Genomic DNA, 22,535 nt, shown 5'->3' with positions numbered 1-22,535 from the left:
CCGGACGACAAAGGTTCATCGTCCAGGCGTGAGTTTCATCGGCTAGCCGATAAACCTTTGCGGCGCCCCGCCGAGCCCGCTCAGCGACCCTGGTTGGCCACCGCCGCGGCGGCGGCGGCAGCGGCCTCGGGGTCGAGGTAGGTCCCGCCCTTGACGACCGGGACCAGCTCGTCGTCGAGCTCGTAGCGCAGCGGCATGCCGGTGGGGATGTTCAGGCCGGCGATGTCCTCGTCGCTGATGCCGTCGAGGTGCTTGACGAGCGCGCGGAGGCTGTTGCCGTGGGCGGCGACGAGCACCACCTTGCCGGCGCGCAGGTCGGGGACGATGTCGGACTCCCAGTACGGCAGGAAGCGCGCGATGACGTCCTTGAGGCACTCGGTGCGGGGCAGCTCGTCGCCGAGGTCGGCGTACTGCGGGAACCCGGCCTGGGAGAACTCGTCGTCGTCGGCCAGCGGCGGCGGGGGTACGTCGAAGGAGCGGCGCCAGAGCATGAACTGCTCCTCGCCGTACTGCTCCAGCGTCTGCTTCTTGTCCTTGCCCTGCAGGGCGCCGTAGTGGCGCTCGTTGAGGCGCCAGGAGCGCTTGACCGGGATCCAGTGGCGGTCGGCGGCGTCGAGCGCGAGGGCGGCCGTGTTGATCGCCCGTCGCTGCAGGGAGGTGTGGACGACGTCCGGGAGCAGGTCGGCCGCCTTCAACAGCTCACCGCCGCGGGCGGCCTCGGCCCGACCCTTGTCGGTCAGGGCCACGTCGACCCAGCCGGTGAAGAGGTTCTTGGCGTTCCACTCGCTCTCGCCGTGGCGGAGCAGGATCAGCGTCGACGTCATCAGTGACCACCCTCGTGCTCGGCGTACTCGCAGCTGTACGCCGGGTCCTCGGACTCGGCGCCCTCCCCGGTGGAGGTGTCGAAGCCCGCGAACTCGTCGCAGTTGGTGACGACCGGGACCTCGAGGGCCACCGACTCGCCGTTGTCGAGGTCGAGGCTGAGCTTCAGGACGTCGCCGGCGGCGAAGCTGCCCTCGACGTGGACCTCCTCGTCGGCCAGGTTGACGTAGCCGGACGCCGGGACCTCGATCGGGTCGAACTCGGCCGTGAGGCCCTCGCCCACGACGCTGGTCAGCGAGATCGGCTCGTCGTCGTTGTTGGCCAGACCGGCGACGAGCGTGCCGCGGTCGTCCTGCCCGGCCACCACGACGGCGGCGAGTACGTCGACCCGCGCGTCGCGGTTGTTCGTGCCCGCGGCCGGGTCGTAGGGCTGGTCCGTGGCGTAGTTGAAGCCGCAGGAGCTCAGGACGGGGGCGGTGATCGCCGTGGCGCACACGGCGAGCGCGATCTTGCGGCGGAGCAGCATCTGGGAGGCCTCACGGGAGAGCGGCACGAACGGCCACAGCCTAGCGTCGAGCCTCAGCTGAGCCCCACGTAGGTGCCGGTCACGGCCAGGCCGACGACGACCAGCGCGGTGTAGACCGAGGCGACCGCGAGCAGCCGGCTCGCGCCGAGTCGCAGTCCCAGCCGCAGCGGCAGGTAGGTCCAGCCGTCGGCGTGGTCGGGGACGAGGCCCCACAGCGCCCGCAGGAAGTGGATCCCGACGCCGAGCAGGGCCGCCAGCGCGACCATCGCCGGCTCGGGCGGGTCGCCGACGGCCTCGCCGCCCCAGCCGCCGTACGAGAGGTAGCCCGGGAGCAGGGCGTACGACGCCGCCCAGGGCAGCCAGGACAGGACGCCCTCGCGGAGCACCAGGTTGCCGAGCAGCCCGATGGCCACCGACGCGAGGTAGAGGCAGCCCGCGGTGATGCCGGTCGCGATCGAGAGCGGGACGAGGAGCAGCACGCCACAGATCAGGGCGAACCAGACCGTGCCGGGGTCGAGCCGGCCCTGGGCGATCGGCTTGCCGGGCAGGTCGTGCCGCCGGTCGCGCTCGCGGTCGACGATGTCGTTGTGCCAGCCCAGGATCGTCTGGCCCACCAGCACGGTCGCGAGCACGACCAGCACCTCCCGGGTCGGCCGGCCGGCCAGTGCGGCGGCCGCGGCCACGCCGACCGCGGTCAGCAGGGCCTGGCGCGGATGGGCGGCGCGGAGCAGCAGGACGGGCGTGAGGTACGACGGGGCCGCGTTCGGCCCGGGCGTCTCCGCGGGAGCCGCGCCGGTCGTCGACTCGGGGGCCGGATCGGGCGTCGGGACCTGCTCCACGGTGGTCACGGGCTCGTCGGCAGCGCTGCTCGCGGGCTCGGTCGGCATGCGGTGCAGTATCGACCACGGGGCCGTCCCGAACGGCCCGAACACCCCCGTTCACCAGCGGTTTTCCGCGTCGGGAGGGTCCTTCGCGACCCGGCTCCAGCACGGCCTCGCGGCATCTGTCAATACCCCATTGTGGCGCTGACCTGCGGAAACGTCGTTCTGAGTCGGTCTGACACGTGTTAGACTGGCTCCCTAGGAAGGGGTACCTGACATATGACTTTCACCGTCGGCGAAACGGTTGTTTACCCGAATCACGGGGCCGCTGTCATCGAGGACATCGAGATGCGGACCATCAAGGGAGAGGACCGGCAGTACCTCGTCCTGCGGATCGTCGCCCAGCAGGACCTGGTCGTGCGCGTGCCGGCCATGAACCTCGACCTGGTCGGCGTGCGTGACGTCGTCGACAAGGAGGGTCTCGACCGCGTGTTCGACGTGCTGCGAGCCGCACACGTCGAGGAGCCCACGAACTGGTCGCGCCGCTACAAGGCCAACCTGGAGAAGCTGCACAGCGGCGACGTCATGAAGGTCGCCGAGGTCGTGCGCGACCTGTGGCGCCGCGAGCGTGACCGCGGCCTGTCGGCCGGTGAGAAGCGGATGCTCGCCAAGGCCCGCCAGATCCTGGTCTCCGAGCTGGCGCTCGCCGAGCGCACCAACGAGGACAAGGCCGAGGCCCTCCTCGACGAGGTGCTCGCCTCCTGATCAGCGATCGAGGCCCCCGGACCCAGCGTCCGGGGGCCTCGTTGCATTTGTAGGGTCGTGCCCGTGGAGTACGACGAGCCGGTGGCCGCCCTGGGCGCGGTGGTGGAGCAGGACCGCGGGTCGCTGCCCTTCGCGCTGCTGCACGGGGAGGCGCTGGTCGCCTGCGCCTCGTGGGCCCTGGGGGAGTCGGGGGTGACCCCGTTCGACCTCGGCACCGCCTGGGCCGGGCTGGTCGATGCCGGCGAGCCGGTGGTGCTGCACGACGCGCTCTGCCCGCTGACCCCGCCGGCGTTCCTGCGGGCGTGCCTGGAGGAGGCGGTCGAGCACGACGCGGTGGTCGTCGGCGTCCGGCCGGTCACCGACACGGTCAAGCACGTCGAGGGCGGGTACGTCGGCGCGACCGTCGACCGCGCGGACCTGCTGGCCGTGGCCTCGCCGGTCGTGCTGCCCGCCAGTGTCGTCACGGCGCTCGAGGACCTGCCGAGCAACGACTTCGCCACCCTGGTCGCCGCGCTCGCCGAGCGCTTCGCCGTCCGCACCGTCGAGGCCCCGCCCGCGGGGCGCCGGGTCGGCTCGGTCGACGACGTACGGCTCCTCGAGGCGCTAGACCAGAGCGGTCGCTAGCCCGAGGTCCTCGGCGAAGGTGATCTTCAGGTTGCCCGGTCCGCTGGGCACCGCGGCGATCCGCACGTCGGTGTAGCGCGCCAGGCAGCCGGCGGTGTCGGTGGCCTCGAACCCGTCCGCGTCGGCGGCCCGGTAGGCGGCCAGGAGTTCCCGGGCGGCGAAGGCCTGCGGGGTCTGCACCCCTGCCAGCTCGCCCGGGACCGCCCGCAGCCCGGTGGTGACCAGCCCGGCCAGGGGTGCGACCGGGATCGCACCCCCGTGCTCGGCCGCCGCCGCCAGGACCGACCCCCACAAGGGGGCGCCGGCGAGCGGGCGGGCCCCGTCGTGGATCGCGACCAGGTCGAGCTCGCCGGCGTCGATGGCGGGCGCGAGGACCCGGACCGCCTGCCACTCCGAGGCATGCCGGGTCGGGCCGCCGTCGACCACGTGCACCTCCCGGTCCCCCAGGTACGGCGCCACGGCGGCCCCCACGGCGTCGGCCTCGCCCGGCCGGACCACCAGCATCACGCGTCGTACGGCGGGCAGCGCCAGCACGTCGGTCAGCGACCAGGCCAGCACCGGCCGGTCGCCGAGCGGCAGCAGCACCTTGTTGCGGTCCGCGCCGACCCGGGACCCGGAGCCCGCGGCGAGCACGACGACGGCGGTGGCGGGAGGGGTCACCCGGGCACGCTACCGACCGCCGGGACCGGCGCCGCGGAGAGGGAACGTTTTCCTGGCTGTTACATCCCGAAACAGGCCTCGAACACGCGACACCTAGCGTCACAGGTGCCGAGAGGAGGCGCGGGATGACGGGGTCCCACGTGAAGTCGCTCAACCGGTCGTCGCAGGATCGTCGATGACCCGGACGACGCGGACGACACCGCGTCCGGCCAGCACGGAGGAATGGCAGCCGGTCTGCCGGGTGGCGGAGCTCGAGGTCGAGCGCGGCGCCACCGCTCTCGTGCACGGCCAGGCGATCGCCATCTTCCGCACGCCGGACGACACGGTCTACGCGCTCGGCAACCACGACCCGTTCGCCAAGGGGTCGTTCATCGCCCGCGGGATCGTGGGTCGTCGGGGCGAGGTCCCGTTCGTGGCGTCGCCGGCCCACAAGCACGCGTTCGACCTGCGCACCGGGAAGTGCCTGGACGACGGCCACGTGTCGGTCCCGGCGTACGACGTCAAGGTCGTCGAGGGCGTCGTCCTCGTCGGTCACCGCAAGCAGGACACCGCCGCCTGAGCCTGGGAGACCCCGCCATGAGCTGTCTCGTCACCGTCGCACGTGGAGCCGGCCGGGCCACGGAGGTCGCCCAGGAGATCACCGACCGGGCGGCGTCCACGCTGGGCGTGCCCGGCATCGTCTCGTACGTCGAGGACCGCGCGCCGTCGCTCCAGGCGGTCGTGGACGCGGCCCGCGAGTCGAGCGTGGTGGTGCCGCTGCTGCTCTCGACCGCCCACCACCTGCTGCACGACCTGCCGCTGGTCGCGGCCTCGTCGGTCCACCACGTGTCGGTCACGCCGGCCCTCGGCCCGCACCCGCTGGTCGCCGCCGCGCAGGCCTCGCGGCTGATCGCCGCGGGTGCCCGGCCGGGCCAGCCCGTGGTGATGGTGGCCCTCGGGTCGAGCGACCCGTCGGTCGACCGGCACCTCGAGCGGGCGGCGCTGCTGCTGGCCGACAGCTGGACCGGCCCGGTCGAGCTCGCGACGCTCGAGGGTCGTGGGGCCCGACCGGAGGACGTCGTACGGCGGGGCGTGGTGGTCTCGCCGTACCTGCTCACGCCGGGGTCGGACGCGACCCGGGTCCGGGAGCAGTCGCTGGCCGCCGGCGCCGCGGTGGTGGCCGACGTGATAGGCGCGCACCGGTTCGTCGCCGACCTGGTCGCGCGGCGGTTCCGGATCTCCGCCCAGGCCTCAGCGGCCTGAGGGGACCAGCGCCTCCTCGACCAGCTCCACCAGCTGCCCCGAGACCAGCTTGTCGCGCTCCAGCGGCAGCATGTGGCCGGCGCCGGGCGCGACCAGGAGCCGAGCGCCGCGGATGGCGCCGGCGATCCGGCGGGCGTGCTCGGGCGGGGTGAGCAGGTCACGGTCGCCGACCAGCACCCGGGTGGGGATGCCGTCGTACGCCGCCAGGTCGGCGGTGCGCTCGTGGCGCATGAAGTCGCGGTAGAAGCCCGACATGGTCGCCGGCGGGCAGCAGATCAATTGGTCGACGACCAGACCGGCGTCGCGGAGCCGGAGCGGCTCGCCGAAGAGGAACCGGTTGACCACGGCGCGCTCGATGCTGGGGGAGCGGCGCCGGGTACGCCGGTTGAGCAGTCGAGCGCGGGTCGCGAGCACGACGGGCAGCCGGTTGCGGACGGCCGGGCCGACCTCGGGCAGGCCCAGGGTGACCGTGTCGAGCCGGCCGGAGGACGTCGCGACGAACAGCAGTCCGGCGATCCGCTCCACCAGGTCGGGCCGCACCCGAGGCAGGGCGGTCATGGTCATCCCGCCGATCGAGTGCCCGGCGACCACGAGGCGGCCGTGCGGGGCATGGACGTCGACCAGGTCGCCGAGGTCGCGGGCCAGGTTCTCGATCGTGCAGGCGCTCTCGGGGGCGGCGTCCGAGCGCCCGTGCCCGCGCAGGTCCCAGGTCAGGATCCGGACGCCGGGCCCGAACCGGGCCAGCAGGTCGCGCACCTGGTAGTGCCAGTCCTCGGCGTCCGAGGTCCAGCAGTGGGCCAGGACGACGGTCACCGGCGCCTCGACCGGGCCGTACGGCGCCACGTGCAGCCGCAGGCCGTCGAAGGTCCTCACCGCAGGACCACCAGGGCGGTCGCGACCGCGGCGACGCCGTCCCCGCGCCCGGTCAGCCCGAGGCCGTCGGTGGTGGTGGCCGAGACGCTCACCGGCGCGTCGATCGCCGTGGAGAGGGCCGCCTCGGCCTCGGCGCGGCGCGGGCCGACCTTCGGGCGGTTGCCGAGGACCTGGACGGCGACGTTGCCGATCTCGTAGCCCGCCTCGCGGACCCGGCGGGCGGTCTCGGCCAGCAGGGTCGCCCCGGAGGCGCCGGCCCACTGCGGCTCCGCCGTACCGAAGTTCGAGCCGAGGTCGCCCAGGCCGGCGGCCGACAGGAGCGCGTCGCAGGCCGCGTGGGCGGCGACGTCGGCGTCGGAGTGGCCCTCCAGCCCGGCGGGCTCGTCGGGCCAGGAGAGCCCGGCCAGGTGCATCGGGACACCCGGGACGAGGCGGTGCACGTCGGTGCCGATGCCGGTGCGGAACGGGACGGGACTGACGGCGGGAGGGACGGTGGCCACGTGCCGATCATGCCGTGCGCGACAATCAGCGCGTGGACACCTCGCGCTCGTGGTCGTTGGCCGGCCTCGCGGCCGGCCTGGCCGGCCTCGCCACGAGCTATGCCGCGGCCAACGCGCTGCACGTGAAGTCCTCCCCGCTGGTGGCCGTGGCCGACCTGGTCATCCGGTTCACCCCCGGCGTCATCGCGGAGGCGGCCATCCAGCGGCTCGGCCGCGCCGACAAGCCGCTGCTGGTGCTGGGCGTCATCGTCGTGCTCGCGCTGGTCTTCGCCTGGGCCGGTCGCCTGGCCCGGCGCAGCTGGTGGGCGCCGACGATCGTCTTCGGCGCGCTGGCGGCAGCCGGGGCGGGCGCGGTCGCCGCGCTCCGCAACCAGCAGCTGGTCGACTTCGTGCCGGTCGCGGTCGGGCTGGTCACCTGGCTGGTCTGCCTGTCGCTGGTGACCGACCCGCTGCGGACCTTCGCGGGGCACCCCGAGGAGGTCGCGCCCAGCGGCGGCCACCACCGTCGTACCTTCCTGATCCGGGCCGGCCTGGTCGCCGGCGGCGCGATGGCCGTCGGCCTGCTGGGGCGGGTGGTCGGCCGCGGCCGCCGCCAGGTCGAGCAGACCCGCCAGCTGCTGAAGCTGAACGGCGTCACCTCGCCCGCGGTGCCCGACGGCGCCCGGATCGGCGTCAAGGGAGTGACTCCCTGGCAGACCCACAGCGACGACTTCTACCTGATCCACGCCGGCATCAGCGTGCCGGCGATCGAGCCTCACGACTGGTCGCTGCGCATCCACGGGATGGTCGACCGCGAGCTCGTCCTGACCTACGAGGACCTCGTCTCGCGCGAGTTCACCGAGGGCTGGGTGACCCTGGCCTGCGTGTCCAACGAGGTCGGCGGCGAGCTGATCGGCAACGCCTGGTGGAGCGGCGTCCGGGTCGCGGACCTGCTCGCCGAGGCCGGCGTACGGGCGGGGGCGGACGCGGTCAAGCAGACCTCCCACGACGGCTGGACCTGCGGGACGCCGCTGGAGGCGCTGACCGACGACCGCAACGCGCTGCTGGCCGTCGCGATGAACGGGCGGCCGCTGCCCATCGACCACGGCTTCCCGGTCCGGACCGTGGTCCCGGGGCTCTACGGCTACGTGTCGGCCACCAAGTGGGTCGTCGACCTCGAGGTCACCCGCTTCGACGACTTCGAGGCCTTCTGGACCGAGAAGGGCTGGTCCGAGCTGGGGCCGATCAAACTCTCGTCACGGATCGACGTGCCGTCCTCGGGCGACGACGTCCCCGCGGGCGACGTCGCGGTCGCCGGCGTCGCCTGGGCCCAGCACACCGGCATCCGCACGGTCGAGGTCGCGGTCGACGGCGAGGCGTGGCAGGAGGCCGAGCTGGCCCCGACCCCCGGCGTCGACACCTGGGTCCAGTGGGTCGCCCACGTCGACCTCGAGCCTGGCGACCACGTGCTGCGGGTCCGGGCGACCGATCGCGACGGGACCGTGCAGACCGGCGTGGTCGCGCAGCCCGTCCCGGACGGCGCCACCGGCTGGCACGAGATCCAGATCTCGGTGAGCGACGAGTGAGCGACTTCGCGGGCCGGACCGGGGGCGCCCTGGTCGTCGGGGGCAGCGGCGGGCTGGGGCTGGCGATCGTCCGGATGCTCGCGGACCGGGGCTCGGCCGTCGCGCTGACCTACCGCTCGAACCGACCGACCGAGGCGCCGGGGCCGTCGTACGGGCTGGACCTGGGGGCGCCGAGCGTCGCCGCCGACGCGGCCGCCGTGATCGAGGCCGTCGTCGCCGACCTCGGCGGGCTGCACACGCTGGTCTACGCGGCCGGGCCGCACGTCCCGATGACCCACCTGTCCGCCGTACCACCGGCCGCGATGGCCGCCCAGCTGGCCGCCGACGCGGCGGGGTTCTTCGCCGCCGTCCAGCCCGCCCTCCCGCACCTGCGGACCTCGCGGGGCTCGGTCGTCGCGGTCACCACCGCCGCCACCGCGCGCTTCCCCGTCCGCGACGGACTGTCCTCGGCCCCCAAGGCCGCCGTCGAGGCGATGGTCCGCGCCCTCGCCGCCGAGGAGGGCCGGTACGGCGTCCGCGTCAACGCGGTCGGCCCCGGCATGCTCACCGACGGCATGGCCGCCCGGCTGATCGCGGACGGCGAGCTGTCGGACGAGGCCCTCGCGATCACCCGCCGCAACATCCCGCTGCGCCGCTTCGGCACCGCGGCCGACGTCGCCGAGGCCGTCTGCTTCCTCGCCTCCGACCGGGCCGGCTTCGTGACCGGGCAGAAGCTGGACGTCGACGGCGGCTACGGCGTCTGAGCGGCGGCTACCAGGCCCCCGCGCCACCCGCCGGCAGCGGGTGCTCGTCGTCGTGGATGACGTAGACCAGACCGCCGGAGGTCGGCAGCCAGGCCTTCTCGAACTGGCCGCGGTCATAGGTACGACGCACGCCGGCCCGGGTCGAGGCGGCCGGGTCGTTGACCACCACGTCGCCGGTGGCCGTGAAGCCGACGATCACCAGCAGGTGCCCGTTGGTCGACGAGATCGGCGCGCCGGACAGCCCGCCGCGGGGGAACGAGATCGATGCGACGACCGGGATGCCGGCCTTGATCAGCCGCTCGGCCTGGCGCAGCGAGGTGAGCCGGGTGACGAAGGCGTGGCCGGCCAGCGGAGCGGCGTACGCGGTGTTGAACGGCCAGTTGCCGGTGCCGCGGTAGTCGCGGTCGTACGTCGAGCGCGCGGCGTGGTCGACGAACGGGTCGGTGTGCCGCTGGGGCACCCAGGAGTAGGCCTTGGCCCGCGGCAGCGACTTGTAGTAACCGAGCACCATCGAGGTCGAGGTCGGCGAGCACCAGGCCTCGCCGCCGCCGCCCCACTGAGGGGAGTGACCGTCGTGGATCATCTGCGAGTAGCGGGGGACGTCGAGCACGATGCCGCGCGCGACGCCCGGCTTGGACGTCGCCGGGGCGGTGCCGGGCAGCCGCGACGCGACCGCCCCGACCGCGTCGAGGGAGGGCGCCTTGGTGGTGCCCGTCTTGCGCAGCAGGACGACCTGCACCTGCCAGGAGGTCAGGCCGGCCGCCTTCGAGGCCACCCAGGTGTCGACGTTGACGTCGGCCAGGTCGTCGTCCTGGCCGGAGACGCTGGTGCGCTTGAGGTAGCGGTCGCCGGAGGTCCAGCGTCCGAGCACGTCCCAGCTCGACCGGGCGCCGTCAGCGGCCTTCCCGCGCACCTTGACCTCGATCCACGAGTCGCCGGGGGTGGTGGCCGACCACGAGGGGATCAGCTGGGTCAGCCCGAAGCGCGGCTTCACCCACGGCGAGGTCCAACTGGCGGCGTCGTACGTCTTGCCGGCGTAGCGGCGGGTGGCGGTCGGCTTGGTCAGCACCACCCGGCCGGCGCGCACCTTGGCCCCCTTGACCGTGCCCTTGCGCAGCTCGGCGGTGGTGTCCCAGCCGGTGTGGAGGACGGTGCGGGCGGTGGCCCGGGCGGGCGCCGCCGAGGCCGTCGGTACGGCGGTCAGCGGAGCAGCGAGCAGGGCAGCGGAGGTCAGCACGACGGCGAGGGGAAGACGCACCCGGCCACGATACGCCGGTGAGTCCCATCCGTCCCAGCAGTCACAGGATCCGCGGATGCCGCCGCGCGGGCCCGCGATCTCTAGACTCGGGGGGTGACCCTCCGGCTCTACGACACCGCCACGCGCGACGTCCGTGACTTCGTCCCCCTCGAGGAGGGGAAGGTCGGCCTCTATCTCTGCGGCCTGACGGTGCAGTCCGAGCCGCACGTCGGGCACGTCCGGTCGGCGGTCAACTTCGACGTCCTGCAGCGCTGGCTGCGGCACACCGGCCACGACGTCACGTTCATCCGCAACGTGACCGACATCGACGACAAGATCATCACCAAGGCCGCCGCCCAGGGCCGGCCCTGGTACAACCTCGCCGCGGCCATGAAGCGCGAGCTCGACGCGGCGTACGCCTCGCTCAACGTCGACCCGCCGACCTACGAGCCGCTCGCGACCGGCCACGTCCCGGAGATGCTGGCGCTCATCGAGCGGCTGATCTCGCGCGGGCACGCCTACGCCGCCGAGGACGGCTCCGGCGACGTCTACTTCGACGTCCGGAGCTGGTCGTCGTACGGCGAGCTCACGCGCCAGCGCCTCGACGACATGGAGGCGGCCGAGGACGCCGACCCGCGCGGCAAGCGCGACCCGCGCGACTTCGCCCTCTGGAAGGGCCGCAAGGAGTCCGAGCCGGAGACCGCGTCCTGGCCGAGCCCGTGGGGCCCGGGGCGGCCCGGGTGGCACATCGAGTGCTCCGCCATGGCCGGCAAGTACCTCGGCACCGCCTTCGACATCCACGGCGGCGGCGTCGACCTGCGCTTCCCCCACCACGAGAACGAGCAGGCCCAGTCGCGGGCGGCCGGGCACGCGTTCGCGTCGTACTGGTTCCACAACGCCTGGATCACCACCGCCGGCGAGAAGATGAGCAAGTCGCTCGGCAACTCGCTGCTCATCCCTGAGGTCCTGAAGCGGGTGCGGGGGATCGAGCTGCGGTTCTACCTCGTCGCCGCCCACTACCGCAGCCACGTCGAGTTCAGCTTCGAGGCGCTCGAGGAGGCCGCCGTCGGGTTCCGGCGCATCGAGGGCTTCCTCGAGCGGGCCGGCGACGTCGAGCCCGGTGAGCTGCCGGCGGCGTTCGTCGCCGCGATGGACGACGACCTCGGCACGCCCGCGGCCGTCGCCGTCCTGCACGACACCGTGCGCGAGGGCAACAAGGCCGACGACCCCACGCCGTACGCCGGGCAGGTGCTCGCCATGCTCGACGTGCTCGGCCTGCACCCGGCCGACCCCGCCTGGGGCGCCGCGTCGAGCGACGACGCCAAGCTGACCAGTGCCGTCGACGCCCTCGTCGCCGGCCTCCTCGAGGCCCGTGCCGACGCGCGCGCCGCCAAGGACTTCGCCGCCGCCGACGCGATCCGCGACCGGATCAAGGCGGCCGGCATCGAGGTCGAGGACACCCCCACCGGACCGAAGTGGACGCTGATCTAGATGCCAGGGGTCTCGACACGCCCGCTCGTCCCTCGCGAGCCACTCGACCACCGATCCAAGGAGCACTGACGTGCCAGGCAACTCCAGCCGCAAGGGCGCCATCCGCAAGACCGCCAAGAAGCCGACCGCCGGGTCGGGCGGCCGCGTGAAGCGCGGCCTGGAGGGCAAGGGCCCGACGCCGAAGGCCAAGGACCGGCCCTACCACCAGGCCCACAAGGCGGTGAAGCGCGCCGAGAAGGCCGCGGCGACCCGTCCGCGGAAGCGCTCCAGCAGCGACATCGAGTGGATCGCCGGCCGCAACTCCGTGGTCGAAGCGCTCCGCGAGGGCGTGCCGGTCACCGGCGTGTACGTCGCCGCCGGCGCCGAGCGCGACGGCCGGCTGCGCGAGGCGTTCGCGCTGGCCGCCGACGCCGGGATCAGCCTGCTCGAGGTCAGCAAGAACGAGCTCGACCGGCTGACCAACGGCGCGGTCCACCAGGGGCTCGCGGCCAAGATCCCGCCGTACGAGTACGCCCACCCCGACGACCTCGTCGACGCCGCCGCGGCCAACGCCGAGGCGCCGCTGATCGTGGCCCTCGACCAGGTGACCGACCCCCGCAACCTGGGGGCCATCGTCCGGAGCGCGGCCGGCTTCGGCGCCCACGGCGTCGTCATCCCCGAGCGCCGGGCCGCGAGCATGACCGCCTCGGCCTGGAAGACCAGCGCCGGCGCCGCCGCCCGGATCCCGGTCGCCCAGACCGTCAACCTGGTCCGGCAGCTGAAGGCCTTCCAGGACGCCGGCCTGATGGTCGTCGGCCTGGCCGCCGACGGCGACGTCACGCTGCCCGAGCTGGTCGCGCCCGAGGGACTCGGCGACGGCCCGCTCGTGGTCGTGGTCGGCGCCGAGGGCGGCGGCCTCTCGCGCCTGGTGGCCGAGACCTGCGACCAGCTGGTCTCCATCCCGATGGCCAACCAACTGGAGTCGCTCAACGCCGGAGTCGCCGCCAGCGTCACCCTCTACGCGATCTCCGAGGCGCGCGCCCGGAGATAGGTGGGGCCTCTAGAAGTAGTCCCGCACGTGCAGCTGGCGGCCGCCCAGGAGGGCGTCCAGTGCGGCGTCGTCCGCGGGTGAGCCGTCGGTGAGGTGGCCGGCCAGGCGGAGGTTGCCGCAGGACTGGGCGCCCGACCAGAGCAGGGCCAGGCCGTGCGGGGTCAGCACGGTCGCGGCCGGGTCGGCGGCGGACGGCGTGCAGCGGACGCCGTCCGGGCCGACCTCCAGCCGGTAGTCGCCGTCCAGGACGCTCAGCCGGTCACCCACCACCCGCAGCGGTACGACGGCCGCGCCCGCCAGCGGCAGTGCCTCGAACGCCCGACAGACGTTGTCGACGCGGAGCATGTAGGGGTGCGTCTCGACCACGCTCCACGTGAGGAAGGGCAGCACCAGCCGGGCCAGGTCGGCGCCCGAGGTGCGGACCCGGGCGGCCGGGACGACGGTGGCGAAGCTGCCGAGCACCCGCCACAGGGCGCGGCACGCGTCCGGGGTCAGGCCGATCAGGTCGAAGACCTCCAGTCGCGCGGCGGCGCCGTACCCCTGACCGCGGTCCCAGGACGCGTAGCCGACGACCGCCCCGTCCGCGTCGACGGCCACGGTGATGCCGGTGAAGCCGGCGAGCAGCTCCTCGTCGGTCGTGGGGAACGACGGGCCGCGGCGGGTCAGCGGACCGTTCTGCTGCGCGGCCCAGGCGTCGTACACCTCCCGGACGGCGTGCAGGTCGTCCAGGGTCGCGCGACGGGCCGTGACGTCGACGGGCGGGCGCACCTGGGCCAAGCCGGCGGTCGGGACCTCGACGGTGTCGTAGGAGCCGACGACCTCGTAGCCGAACGGCCGGTAGATGCCGGGCGCGGTCGGGTAGAGCGTCGAGATCACCTCGCCGCGGGTGCGCCCGTCCGCCAGCACGGCTCCGAGCAGGTCACCGAGGAGGCCCTCGCCGCGGTGCTCGGCCGCCACCGTCACCCCGGCGATCCCACAGGTCGGCACCTCGACGCCGCGGAACCACGAGTGGTACTCCCGGCCGATCAGCCGGGCCAGCAGTCGGTCGTCCTCGAAGGTCCCGAAGCTGTGCCGGCCGGGGTAGGGGAACTCCGCGGCCGTCGGGACCGACGTCCCCGCCGGCGGGGTCCCGAAGGCCTCCAGGCCCAGGGTCACGGACGGCTCGAAGTCCTCGACGGTCACCGGTCGGGTCACGCGCTCAGCCATGGGCAGCAACCTACGGCCCGCCGCCCACGTGTGGCCGCCGTCACCTTTGCCGCGGGACCTCGTTGAAGAACTGGTACCTGTTCTACTTCGAGGGAGATCGTCGTGTCCCGACGCTGTTCGGCCCTGCTCGTCAGCCTGCTCGCCCTGCTCCTCGCGGCGTGCGGCTCGCAGCTCGATCCCCAGACCGTGTCCCAGGTCAACGGCGGCGCCGGGGGAGCCGGTACGACGGCCGACGGTGGCGTGCCCGCCGCCGGCGAGGTCCCGGCGGGCGAGGTGCCCGGGGCGGCGACCGCGGGCGGCGGCGAGGCCGCGGCCGGGGGTGCCGGCGCGTCCGGGGGCGGCGGTGCGGCCGCCGGCGGGTCCGGGGGCGCGGGTGCGGCCGGCGGCGGCGGCAAGGCCGGCAGCACCGACGGCGGCAAGGGCGCCAACAGCGCCAGCGGCGGGGTCAAGGGGGCGACCTGCGACGGCTTCAAGAACGGCCCCGGGATCACCGACAAGACCATCACCATCGGCAACGCCTCCGACATCTCCGGGCCGGTGCCCGGCATCTTCGAGGCCAGCCAGGACGCGGTGCGCGCCTACGTCGCCTACTTCAACAGCACCGGCGACGTCTGCGGTCGCAAGCTCGCGCTCAAGACCTACGACACCCGCGCCGACGCCGGCGCCGACCAGCAGGCCTACGCCAAGGCCTGCGAGGAGACCTTCGCGATGGTCGGCTCGATGTCGGCCTTCGACTCCGGCGGTGCCGCCACCGCGGAGAAGTGCGGCCTGCCGGACCTCCGCTCGGCCGCCGTGACCCGCGAGCGGAGCGCCTGCAGCACCTGCTTCGGCGCCCAGTCGACGAACACCGGCCAGCACCAGAACGCCGTGGCCGACTTCGTGCTGAAGAACTACGGCTCGGCCGGCCAGCACGCCGGGTTCCTCTACATCAACGCCGGCGCGGCCGCCCAGAACTCCGTGGTCCAGGCCAAGGCGATGGGCAAGCGCGGGATGAAGTTCGACGTCGTCCAGGGCATCGACATCACCGAGTTCAACTACGCGCCGTACGTCCAGCAGCTGAAGGACAAGAAGGTCGAGGTCGTCTTCTGGACCGGCGCCTACCAGCAGTCGGTCCGGCTCCGGCAGGCCATGCAGCAGCAGGGCTACCAGCCGAAGCTCTACCTGCGCGACCCGACCGACTACAACCCGGCGTACGTCTCCGAGGGTGGCGACGCCGTCGACGGCACCGTGGTGTTCACGAACTTCACGCCGTTCGAGGAGGCCGCGAAGAACAAGGAGCTCGCGCTCTACCTCGGCTGGCTGGACCAGGTGAAGCCCGGCGCGACGCCGTCGTTCTTCGGCCTGTTCTCGTGGTCGGCGGCCCGGCTCTTCGTCGAGCGGTCGATCGCCCTCGGCGGCAAGCTGAACCGGGCCGGGCTGATCGCCCAGGTCAAGGGCGTGAAGAACTGGACCGCCAACGACCTGCACTCCCCGCAGCAGGTCGGCGCCAAGCAGACCGGCGAGTGCTGGCGCTTCATCCAGCTCAAGGGCAGCGCCTGGAAGCCGGTCGGCGGCACGAAGTACCAGTGCTCCGGCATCACCTCCGTGGGCTGAGCCAGTGATCGGACGTTTCTCGTCCGAAATCCTTGTGTGGCCCCCGTCACCTTTGGCACCGTGACTCGTTACTGGTACGTGTTCTACTTCCTGGAGGACGCCATGACGACCGGTCTCGGACGGTCACATGGGCGTACGACGAGGGCCCGCCGGGCCGCCGTCGGCGCCACCCTGCTCGCGCTCACCCTCTCGCTCGCCCTCGCGGCCTGCGGCTCCCGGCTGGATCCCGACACGGTGGCCCGCACCGGCGCCGACACCGGGGCCACCGGCTCCGGCGGGGCCGCCGCGGACGGCACGGTCCCGGAGGGCGTCGAGGCCCCGGTCCCGGGTGCCGATCCGGCGGCCTCGGCGCCCGCCGGGTCCGGGTCCGGTTCCGCGCCGGCCGGCGGTGCTGGTTCCGGCGGTGGTGGCCAGGCCGCCGCCCCGGGCGGCGGCGGCACGAGCGGATCCGGCGAGAACGCGGCGGACGGCGGCACCAAGGCCGGCGGCTGCGCGGGCTTCAAGAACCAGACCGGCATCACCGCCGACACGATCACGATCGCGAACGCCTCGGACATCTCCGGCCCGGTGCCCGGCATCTTCGAGTCCGCCCAGCAGGCGACCCGCGCCTACGTCGCCTACTTCAACAGCACCGGCGACATCTGCGGGCGCAAGCTGAAGGTGGCCGCACTCGACAGTCGCGCGGACGCCGGCGCCGACAACCAGGCGTACACCACCGCCTGCGAGAAGTCGTTCGCCGCGGTCGGGTCCCAGTCGGCCTTCGACTACGGCGGCGCGGCGGCGGCCGAGAAGTGTGGCCTGCCCGACGTCCGCTCCTACTCCGTCTCCGCCGAGCGCACGGCCTGCCGCACCTGCTTCGCGGCGTACGCCGTCAAGCCCAACCAGGTGCCCTCGGCGATGCCGCAGTACTTCAAGAAGACCGCGCCCGACGCCGTGAAGAGCGTCGGCATGCTCTACGTCAACGCCGGGGCGGCCCCCGACAACGCGGAGAACTTCCGGGCCGCGTGGAAGAAGAACGGCTGGAACGTCACCGTCTTCCAGGGCATCGACACCTCGGAGTTCAACTACGCCCCCTACGTCCAGCAGTTGAAGGACAAGGGCGTGAAGCTGGTCAACTACACCGGCCCCTACCAGTTCACCGTGCGCCTGCAGCAGGCGATGGCCCAGCAGGGGTTCGAGCCGCAGATCTTCCTGCAGGACGCGACCATCCACGACCAGCGCTACGTCGACGAGGCGGGGGAGTACGCCGACGGCGTCTACGTCTACTCGCAGACCGGGCTGTTCGACGACTTCAGCAACAAGGAGATGGAGCTCTACCGGGCCTGGCTGGCGCAGGTCGACCCGGACGCCGAGCCCAACACCTACGGCGTCTACGCCTGGTCGGCCGCCCGGCTGTTCGTCCAGCAGGCCGTCGCGCTCGGCGGGCGGCTGAACCGGCAGACGCTGGTGCAGTCGCTGGCCAAGGTCAAGGACTGGACCGGCAACGGCATCCACGCGCCCCAGCAGGTCGGCGCGGAGACCACTACCAACTGCGTCTCGATCATCCGGCAGCAGGGCGGCGCCTGGAAGAAGGTCTCCCCCGGCAAGTACCTCTGCGGACCGCTCACCGACACCGGCCTGGGAGGCTGATGTGACCACGTTCCTGGCCTTCACCGTGTTCGGCCTGTTCAGCGGCGCGGCGTACGCCATCGCGGCCAGCGGGCTGGTGCTGACCTACACCACGACCCGGGTCTTCAACATCGCCCACGGCGCGCTCGGCATGGTGATGTCCTTCGTCTTCTGGGACTTCAGCGTCCGGCAGGGACTGCCGACCTGGCTGGCCCTGGTGCTGGTGCTGCTGGTCGTCGCCCCGGCGACCGGCTGGCTGCTGCAGCGCTTCGTCACCCGCGGGCTGGGCGAGGGCCCGGTCAGCGTGGCGCTGGTCGTGACGGTCGGGCTGCTGGTCGGGTGCATCGGCTTCGCCACCCAGATCTGGCCGCCGGAGGCGCGCTCGGTCCTCCCGTTCTTCCCGACCACGTCCTTCGAGGTCGGCGGGGTGATCATCACCGGCCACCAGCTGCTCACCATCGTGCTCTCGGCCGCGACCGCGCTCGGCCTCTACCTGCTGCTCAACCGCACCCGCATCGGCACGGCCATGCGGGCCTCGGTCGACAACCCCGAGCTGCTGCGCCTCTTCGGCGGCAAGCCCGACACCGCGGCCGCGCTCTCCTGGGCGATCGGGGTCGCGCTGGCCGCGCTGGCCGGCGTACTGCTCGTCTCCCAGGTCGGCCTCGACTACTACGCACTGACGCTGCTGGTCATCAACGCGTACGCCGCCGCGATGCTGGGTCGGCTGAAGAGCCTGCCGATGACCTTCGCCGGCGCGATGGCGCTCGGGCTGGCGACGTCGTACGCCTCGGGCTACCTGCCGACCGACGGGCTGCTCAACAGCGTCCGCAACGTCATCCCGGCGCTGTTCCTGTTCCTGGTGATCGTGCTGATGCCGCAGGCCCAGCTGCGGATCGGCCAGGTCAAGGGCATCGTCTCCGCGCCGCTGCCGTCGATGACCAAGTCGGTCGGCTGGGGCGCTGCGCTGCTGCTCGTGGTGGCGCTGCTCGCCGGCTCGTTCGCCGACTCCGACCTGCTGCTGGTGGGCACCGCGGCGACGTACGCGATGGTGATGCTCTCGCTGGTCCTGCTCACCGGGTACGGCGGCCACGTCTCGCTGGCCCAGCTCACCTTCGCCGGGGTGGGGGCGCTGGCCTACGCCAAGCTCGACGAGCCCAACCTCTACGGCCTGGCCCTCTCGGCCCTGATCGCGGCCGGCGTCGGGGCGCTGGTGGCGCTGCCGGTGCTGCGGCTGACGGGGCTCTACCTCGCGCTGTCGACGATGGCCTTCGCCTACCTGATGGACAAGATGGTCTTCCAGGCCGAATTCGCGTTCGGCTTCAACGGCACCCTGCCGGCCGAGCGGATGTCGGTGCTCGGCACCTCGATCACCAGCACCGGCGGCTACGTCATGCTGATGGCCGTCTTCTTCGTGCTGACCGCGCTGGCGCTGCTCCTGCTGCGCCGCGGCCCGGTCGGCCGGCTGCTCATCGCGATGCGCGACAGCCCGGCCGCGTGCGGCACCCTCGGCCTCGACCTGCGCTGGTTCCGGGTCGCGCTCTTCGGGCTCTCCGCCGGCATGGCCGGCCTCGCCGGGGCCCTGTACGCCGGGCTGCGGCAGACCATCGGCGCGGCCGACTTCCAGTTCTTCAACAGCCTGCCGCTGCTCCTGCTGGCGGTCGTCTTCGGCGTCACCTCGGTGACCGGCGCGACGCTCGGCGGCATCGGCCTGATGCTGCTCCCGGTCATGCAGAGCGACCACCCGGGCATCGCCGGGCTGATCTTCGCCGTCATCGGCTTCGGCGCGGTCGCCGCCGGCCGCGACCCGAACGGGCTGGCCAACCAGCTGTTCCGGGTCGGGCGGCTCGCCGAGACCCGGTTGCTCCCGCAGGTCCGGGAGCGGCTGCCGCGGCTCCCGGAGCGCGGGGAGGTCGACGCGCCCGCGGAGGCCGTCGTACCCGGCCTGGCCGACCAGCGTCCCGACTCCCGGCCCGACAGCAGGAAGGTGCCCGCCCATGTCGCTCCTTGAGGTCGACGACGTCGTCGTCCAGTTCGGCGGGGTGACCGCGGTCAACCACGCGAGCTTCGCCGCGCACGCGGGCCGGATCACCGGCCTGATCGGGCCGAACGGCGCCGGCAAGACCACCTGCTTCAACGTGATCAGCGGTCTGCAGCGCCCGACCCGCGGGAAGGTGCGCTTCGACGGCCGCGGCGTCACCCGGCTGCCGGTGCACCGCCGCTCCAAGCGCGGCATGGGCCGCACCTTCCAGCGCCTCGAGGCGTTCGGGTCGCTGTCGGTGCGCGAGAACGTCCGGGTCGCCTTCGACATCCACCGTGGGCCGATCGGCTGGATCCGCCCGTCGTCCGCCGACGTGGACGCCCTGCTGGAGCGGGTCGGCATCGCGTCGTACGCCGGCGAGCGCGCCGACTCGATCCCCACCGGCACCGCCCGGCTCCTCGAGCTGGCCCGCTGCCTGGCCGGCCAGCCCAAGCTGCTGCTCCTCGACGAGCCGTCGTCGGGCCTCGACGAGACCGAGACCGACGCCTTCGGCGAGCTCCTGCAGGAGCTCGCCGCCGAGGGGCGGGCGATCCTGATGGTCGAGCACGACATGGACCTGGTGATGGGCGTCTGCGACGACATCCACGTGCTCGACTTCGGCTCGGTGATCGCCTCCGGCCCGCCGTCGCTGATCCGCTCCGACCCGGCCGTGCAGCAGGCCTACCTCGGCTACTCCGACGTCGAGGACGCCGCTGACAGCGCTGACAGCGCTGACAGCGCCGACGATCCCGCCACCGTCACCCAGGTGCTGCCCGTGGTCCACGAGGAGGTCCGATGAGCGGCGTGCCGATCCTGGAGATCGTCGACCTGCACGCGGCGTACGGTCGCATCGAGGTGCTGCGCGGCGTCGACCTGGTCGTCCCCAAGGGCGCCGTGATGGCCCTGCTGGGGCCCAACGGCGCCGGCAAGTCCACGCTGACCAAGGTGATCTCGGGCGTGAAGTCGCCGACGAGCGGCGACGTCCACCTGGGCGGCGTCAACGTGCGCGGCGCCCCGCCCGAGGAGCTCGCCCGGCTCGGGCTGTGCACGGTGCCGGAGGGGCGCTCGGTCTTCCCCAACCTGACCGTGCAGGAGAACCTCACCCTGATGTCGTACGCCGGCGTCCCGGCCGAGGCGGTCCTCGAGACGGCGTTCGCCTACTTCCCCCGCCTGCTCGAGCGCCGCGGCCAGCTGGCCGGCACCATGTCGGGCGGCGAGCAGCAGATGCTGGCGATGGCCCGCGCGCTGGCCTCCGACCCGGCGCTGCTCCTGCTCGACGAGCTGTCGATGGGCCTGGCGCCGCTGATCGTCGACGAGCTCTACGAGACCGTCGCCCAGATCGCCGCGTCGGGCGTCTCCATCCTCTGCATCGAGCAGTTCGCCCGCACCGCGCTGCGGGTCTCCGACTACGCCGCCGTCATGTCCGGCGGCCGCGTGGTCGCCACCGGCGAGCCCGCCGAGATCCTCGAGACCATGTCCGACGTCATCCTGGGAGGCGCGGCATGAAGCCGTTCGTCGTACCGTTCCTGGCCGCCGGCCTCGTGGCCGCCGTTCTCCCGTGGGGCGCCGGTCCCGCGGCCGCCGAGGAGAAGAAGCCGTTCAGCGGCTACAGCACCTCCGCGAAGGCGACGCCGGTGAAGCTCGAGATCTACGAGCCGACCATCCCGGTGCCGGCCACGCCCCAGCTGGAGCTGTCGTTCGGCTACAGCACCGTCGAGGCCGACTCGAGCAGCTCGCAGGGCCGGTCGAGCTACCTCTGGCCGGGCGACCCGGTCGGCGAGGGGCTCAAGACCATCGTCGAGCAGCTCGGCCTGCCGCCGGAGCTGGCCGGCCCGATCGCGGCCCAGGGCTACCCGGTGCAGGTCAACTCGCAGTTCCCGGCCGGGCCCGAGAGCGAGACCGACGAGCCGTTCCCCGGCACCGTCATGCGCACCACCTCCGGCGACGGCGCGGTCAGCGCCTCCACCGGGTTCTCGTCCGACTGCGACGTCTCGGCGCCGGCATCGGGCGGGGGAGGCGCACCGGGCCTGCCGGGTCTTCCGGGCCTCCCGGCGCTGCCCGGGCTCCCGGCGCTGCCGCTGCCCGAGCTCCCGGGCGGTCTCGGCGCCCTGACCGCGGCGCTGCCCGGCCTGAGCACCAGCAGCGCCACCACCAACCAGCCGCCCGCGGCGCAGGCCTCCGAGCCGGCCGCGGCCGACGAGCCGGTCGCGGAGGAGACGGCGGCCTGCCAGATTCCGCCCGCGCTGAGCGCGCTGGTCGACCTCGGCGGCTACGTCTCGAGCTCGAAGTCGGAGGTCGCCGACGGTCAGGTCGTCACCACGTCGCGCGCCTCGCTGGGCGACGTCCGGCTGCTCGGCGGCATCGTGACCATCTCCGGCATCCACGCCACCGCGACGTCCTCCAGTGACGGGAAGTTGGGCGTGCCCGCGGGCGCGGCCCGGTTCGGCACCATCACGATCGCCGGCCAGGAGTTCGCCTTCGGTCCCGACGGCTACACCGCGGTGGGTCGGTCGGGGACGATCCCCGGGCTGCCCGACGACGCGGCCAAGGCGCTGAAGATGCTCGGCATCACCCTCACCCTGCCGACGCCCGAGAAGGTCGTCGAGGGCGACAAGGCGTCCACCGCGCTGGCCGCCCTGCAGGTCGAGATCGACACGGCGGTCCTCTCGCCGGTGCTCCGCCAGCTCCCGCTCGCGACGATCCTGGCCAACGTGCCGTTCCCGCCCGAGGCGGCCGTCCTGAAGAGCCTGCTCGGTGCCCTGCCCAACCTGGCGCCGCGCGTCGTGCTGACCCTCGGGTCGGCCGAGAGCGAGGTCGACACCGTCCAGGGCATCGTCCCGCCGGACGTCCCGGCCACCACGCCCGAGACGCCGGCGGCCCCCGGCGGCGAGGGGGCCGACCAGCCCGCGGCCGGCGCCGGGTCGGGAGCCGGAGCCGGCGGCGGGTCCGCCGTACCTCCGGGTGGGACGGGGGCGCCGACGACCCCGACCGACGCCGACGCGTCCGCGGCCGGCGACCTGCCGCCCTCGGCCCCGGCCGCCGCCGGGCTGCCCCCGCTCTTCTCCATCCCCGGCCTGCTGCTCCTCGGGGGCATCGCCCTGGCCGCCGTCGCCGGCAGCTACCTGCGCCGGCTCGGCGCGGCCGCCCTCGGCGGCGGCGCCTCCTGCTCGCACGGCCTCGACAGCGGCCTGCCCGACCTCCGAAAGGCGTGA

Annotated in this window: 22 protein-coding genes; 14 read left to right on the top strand and 8 right to left on the bottom strand. The window is 73.4% G+C overall.

Annotation, left to right across the window (positions count from 1 at the left end):
- Window positions 1-80: 80 nt before the first annotated feature.
- Genes BLT76_RS23145 through BLT76_RS23135 form a run of 3 tightly spaced genes read right to left on the bottom strand, consistent with a single transcriptional unit; the run spans window position 81 to window position 2,235 of the window.
- Complete coding sequence (locus BLT76_RS23145; RefSeq protein WP_090860678.1) at window positions 81-824, bottom strand: phosphoglyceromutase; 744 nt, start codon at window positions 822-824, stop codon at window positions 81-83.
- Window positions 824-1,375, bottom strand: a complete 552-nt coding sequence (locus BLT76_RS23140) for a hypothetical protein (protein WP_090860677.1) — start codon at window positions 1,373-1,375, stop codon at window positions 824-826. The genes BLT76_RS23145 and BLT76_RS23140 overlap by 1 nt, the downstream gene beginning before the upstream one ends.
- A gap of 26 nt (window positions 1,376-1,401) precedes the next feature.
- Window positions 1,402-2,235: a UbiA family prenyltransferase gene (locus tag BLT76_RS23135; protein ID WP_090860754.1), complete on the bottom strand. Its 834-nt coding sequence runs from the start codon at window positions 2,233-2,235 to the stop codon at window positions 1,402-1,404.
- Window positions 2,236-2,448: 213 nt separating this feature from the next.
- Here BLT76_RS23135 and BLT76_RS23130 point away from each other — a divergent pair, with 213 nt between their 5' ends.
- Entirely contained in the window at window positions 2,449-2,934 is a 486-nt protein-coding gene (locus BLT76_RS23130) for a CarD family transcriptional regulator (protein WP_090860676.1), read from the top strand.
- A gap of 63 nt (window positions 2,935-2,997) precedes the next feature.
- The gene (locus tag BLT76_RS23125) at window positions 2,998-3,558 is read left to right on the top strand and encodes a 2-C-methyl-D-erythritol 4-phosphate cytidylyltransferase (RefSeq protein ID WP_244509537.1); all 561 of its coding nucleotides are present in this window, start codon (window positions 2,998-3,000) and stop codon (window positions 3,556-3,558) included.
- Here BLT76_RS23125 and BLT76_RS23120 read toward each other — a convergent pair.
- Entirely contained in the window at window positions 3,538-4,218 is a 681-nt protein-coding gene (locus BLT76_RS23120; protein WP_090860675.1) for an IspD/TarI family cytidylyltransferase, read from the bottom strand. The two genes, BLT76_RS23125 and BLT76_RS23120, sit on opposite strands and share 21 nt — an antisense overlap.
- A 175-nt stretch (window positions 4,219-4,393) precedes the next feature.
- Between BLT76_RS23120 and nirD the strand changes: the two genes are divergently transcribed.
- Both nirD and BLT76_RS23110 read left to right on the top strand, forming a co-directional pair.
- Window positions 4,394-4,777, top strand: a complete 384-nt coding sequence (nirD, locus tag BLT76_RS23115) for a nitrite reductase small subunit NirD (protein WP_090860674.1) — start codon at window positions 4,394-4,396, stop codon at window positions 4,775-4,777.
- Window positions 4,778-4,794: 17 nt separating this feature from the next.
- A complete protein-coding gene (locus BLT76_RS23110) occupies window positions 4,795-5,460 on the top strand; it encodes a sirohydrochlorin chelatase (protein WP_090860673.1) in 666 nt (221 codons plus the stop codon).
- Here the strand turns inward: BLT76_RS23110 and BLT76_RS23105 are convergent.
- Window positions 5,449-6,333: an alpha/beta fold hydrolase gene (locus BLT76_RS23105; RefSeq protein WP_090860672.1), complete on the bottom strand. Its 885-nt coding sequence runs from the start codon at window positions 6,331-6,333 to the stop codon at window positions 5,449-5,451. The two genes, BLT76_RS23110 and BLT76_RS23105, sit on opposite strands and share 12 nt — an antisense overlap.
- Complete coding sequence (gene ispF / locus BLT76_RS23100) at window positions 6,330-6,833, bottom strand: 2-C-methyl-D-erythritol 2,4-cyclodiphosphate synthase (protein ID WP_090860671.1); 504 nt, start codon at window positions 6,831-6,833, stop codon at window positions 6,330-6,332. Before ispF ends, BLT76_RS23105 begins: the two co-directional genes overlap by 4 nt.
- A 32-nt stretch (window positions 6,834-6,865) precedes the next feature.
- Between ispF and BLT76_RS23095 the strand changes: the two genes are divergently transcribed.
- The gene (locus BLT76_RS23095) at window positions 6,866-8,398 is read left to right on the top strand and encodes a molybdopterin-dependent oxidoreductase (RefSeq protein WP_090860670.1); all 1,533 of its coding nucleotides are present in this window, start codon (window positions 6,866-6,868) and stop codon (window positions 8,396-8,398) included.
- Complete coding sequence (locus BLT76_RS23090) at window positions 8,395-9,141, top strand: SDR family NAD(P)-dependent oxidoreductase (protein WP_090860669.1); 747 nt, start codon at window positions 8,395-8,397, stop codon at window positions 9,139-9,141. Before BLT76_RS23095 ends, BLT76_RS23090 begins: the two co-directional genes overlap by 4 nt.
- Window positions 9,142-9,148: 7 nt before the next feature.
- On the opposite strand, the gene BLT76_RS23085 is transcribed toward BLT76_RS23090, so the two are convergent.
- Window positions 9,149-10,399, bottom strand: coding sequence for a C39 family peptidase (locus BLT76_RS23085; RefSeq protein WP_090860668.1), 1,251 nt, complete (start codon window positions 10,397-10,399; stop codon window positions 9,149-9,151).
- Window positions 10,400-10,492: 93 nt separating this feature from the next.
- Between BLT76_RS23085 and cysS the strand changes: the two genes are divergently transcribed.
- The gene (cysS, locus tag BLT76_RS23080) at window positions 10,493-11,869 is read left to right on the top strand and encodes a cysteine--tRNA ligase (RefSeq protein ID WP_090860667.1); all 1,377 of its coding nucleotides are present in this window, start codon (window positions 10,493-10,495) and stop codon (window positions 11,867-11,869) included.
- A gap of 70 nt (window positions 11,870-11,939) precedes the next feature.
- Window positions 11,940-12,899, top strand: a complete 960-nt coding sequence (gene rlmB, locus BLT76_RS23075) for a 23S rRNA (guanosine(2251)-2'-O)-methyltransferase RlmB (RefSeq protein WP_090860666.1) — start codon at window positions 11,940-11,942, stop codon at window positions 12,897-12,899.
- A gap of 9 nt (window positions 12,900-12,908) precedes the next feature.
- On the opposite strand, the gene BLT76_RS23070 is transcribed toward rlmB, so the two are convergent.
- Window positions 12,909-14,105 carry a GNAT family N-acetyltransferase gene (locus BLT76_RS23070; protein WP_090860665.1) on the bottom strand — a complete coding sequence of 399 codons (1,197 nt, stop codon included), beginning with the start codon at window positions 14,103-14,105 and terminating at the stop codon, window positions 12,909-12,911.
- 102 nt (window positions 14,106-14,207) lie between these two features.
- Between BLT76_RS23070 and BLT76_RS23065 the strand changes: the two genes are divergently transcribed.
- The 6 genes from BLT76_RS23065 to BLT76_RS23040 are packed head-to-tail and all read left to right on the top strand — an operon-like array spanning window position 14,208 to window position 22,535.
- Complete coding sequence (locus BLT76_RS23065) at window positions 14,208-15,698, top strand: ABC transporter substrate-binding protein (RefSeq protein ID WP_090860664.1); 1,491 nt, start codon at window positions 14,208-14,210, stop codon at window positions 15,696-15,698.
- Between the two features lie 60 nt (window positions 15,699-15,758).
- Window positions 15,759-17,327 (top strand): ABC transporter substrate-binding protein, encoded by a 1,569-nt coding sequence (locus tag BLT76_RS23060; protein WP_139175820.1) that lies wholly within the window; start codon window positions 15,759-15,761, stop codon window positions 17,325-17,327.
- A gap of 1 nt (window position 17,328) precedes the next feature.
- Window positions 17,329-19,314: an ABC transporter permease gene (locus BLT76_RS23055; RefSeq protein WP_090860662.1), complete on the top strand. Its 1,986-nt coding sequence runs from the start codon at window positions 17,329-17,331 to the stop codon at window positions 19,312-19,314.
- On the top strand, window positions 19,301-20,122 hold the full coding sequence (locus tag BLT76_RS23050) for an ABC transporter ATP-binding protein (RefSeq protein WP_090860661.1): 822 nt from the start codon (window positions 19,301-19,303) through the stop codon (window positions 20,120-20,122). Before BLT76_RS23055 ends, BLT76_RS23050 begins: the two co-directional genes overlap by 14 nt.
- Entirely contained in the window at window positions 20,119-20,829 is a 711-nt protein-coding gene (locus BLT76_RS23045) for an ABC transporter ATP-binding protein (protein ID WP_090860660.1), read from the top strand. Before BLT76_RS23050 ends, BLT76_RS23045 begins: the two co-directional genes overlap by 4 nt.
- Window positions 20,826-22,535, top strand: coding sequence for a choice-of-anchor P family protein (locus BLT76_RS23040; RefSeq protein WP_090860659.1), 1,710 nt, complete (start codon window positions 20,826-20,828; stop codon window positions 22,533-22,535). The genes BLT76_RS23045 and BLT76_RS23040 overlap by 4 nt, the downstream gene beginning before the upstream one ends.

This window comes from Nocardioides lianchengensis (genome assembly GCF_900101465.1).
GTDB lineage: Bacteria > Actinomycetota > Actinomycetes > Propionibacteriales > Nocardioidaceae > Nocardioides > Nocardioides lianchengensis.
Note: the sequence above shows the minus strand (reverse complement) of the source record. Positions and strands in the feature narration are given on the sequence as shown.

What these genes read in the sequence shown, in the direction of transcription:
- BLT76_RS23135 (WP_090860754.1), bottom strand. Translation starts at nt 2,235, where the DNA reads ATGCCGACCGAGCCCGCGAGCAGCGCTGCCGACGAGCCCGTGACCACC.
- BLT76_RS23045 (WP_090860660.1), top strand. Translation starts at nt 20,119, where the DNA reads ATGAGCGGCGTGCCGATCCTGGAGATCGTCGACCTGCACGCGGCGTAC.
- BLT76_RS23130 (WP_090860676.1), top strand. Translation starts at nt 2,449, where the DNA reads ATGACTTTCACCGTCGGCGAAACGGTTGTTTACCCGAATCACGGGGCC.
- BLT76_RS23145 (WP_090860678.1), bottom strand. Translation starts at nt 824, where the DNA reads ATGACGTCGACGCTGATCCTGCTCCGCCACGGCGAGAGCGAGTGGAAC.
- BLT76_RS23050 (WP_090860661.1), top strand. Translation starts at nt 19,301, where the DNA reads ATGTCGCTCCTTGAGGTCGACGACGTCGTCGTCCAGTTCGGCGGGGTG.
- BLT76_RS23070 (WP_090860665.1), bottom strand. Translation starts at nt 14,105, where the DNA reads ATGGCTGAGCGCGTGACCCGACCGGTGACCGTCGAGGACTTCGAGCCG.
- BLT76_RS23110 (WP_090860673.1), top strand. Translation starts at nt 4,795, where the DNA reads ATGAGCTGTCTCGTCACCGTCGCACGTGGAGCCGGCCGGGCCACGGAG.
- BLT76_RS23040 (WP_090860659.1), top strand. Translation starts at nt 20,826, where the DNA reads ATGAAGCCGTTCGTCGTACCGTTCCTGGCCGCCGGCCTCGTGGCCGCC.
- nirD (WP_090860674.1), top strand. Translation starts at nt 4,394, where the DNA reads ATGACCCGGACGACGCGGACGACACCGCGTCCGGCCAGCACGGAGGAA.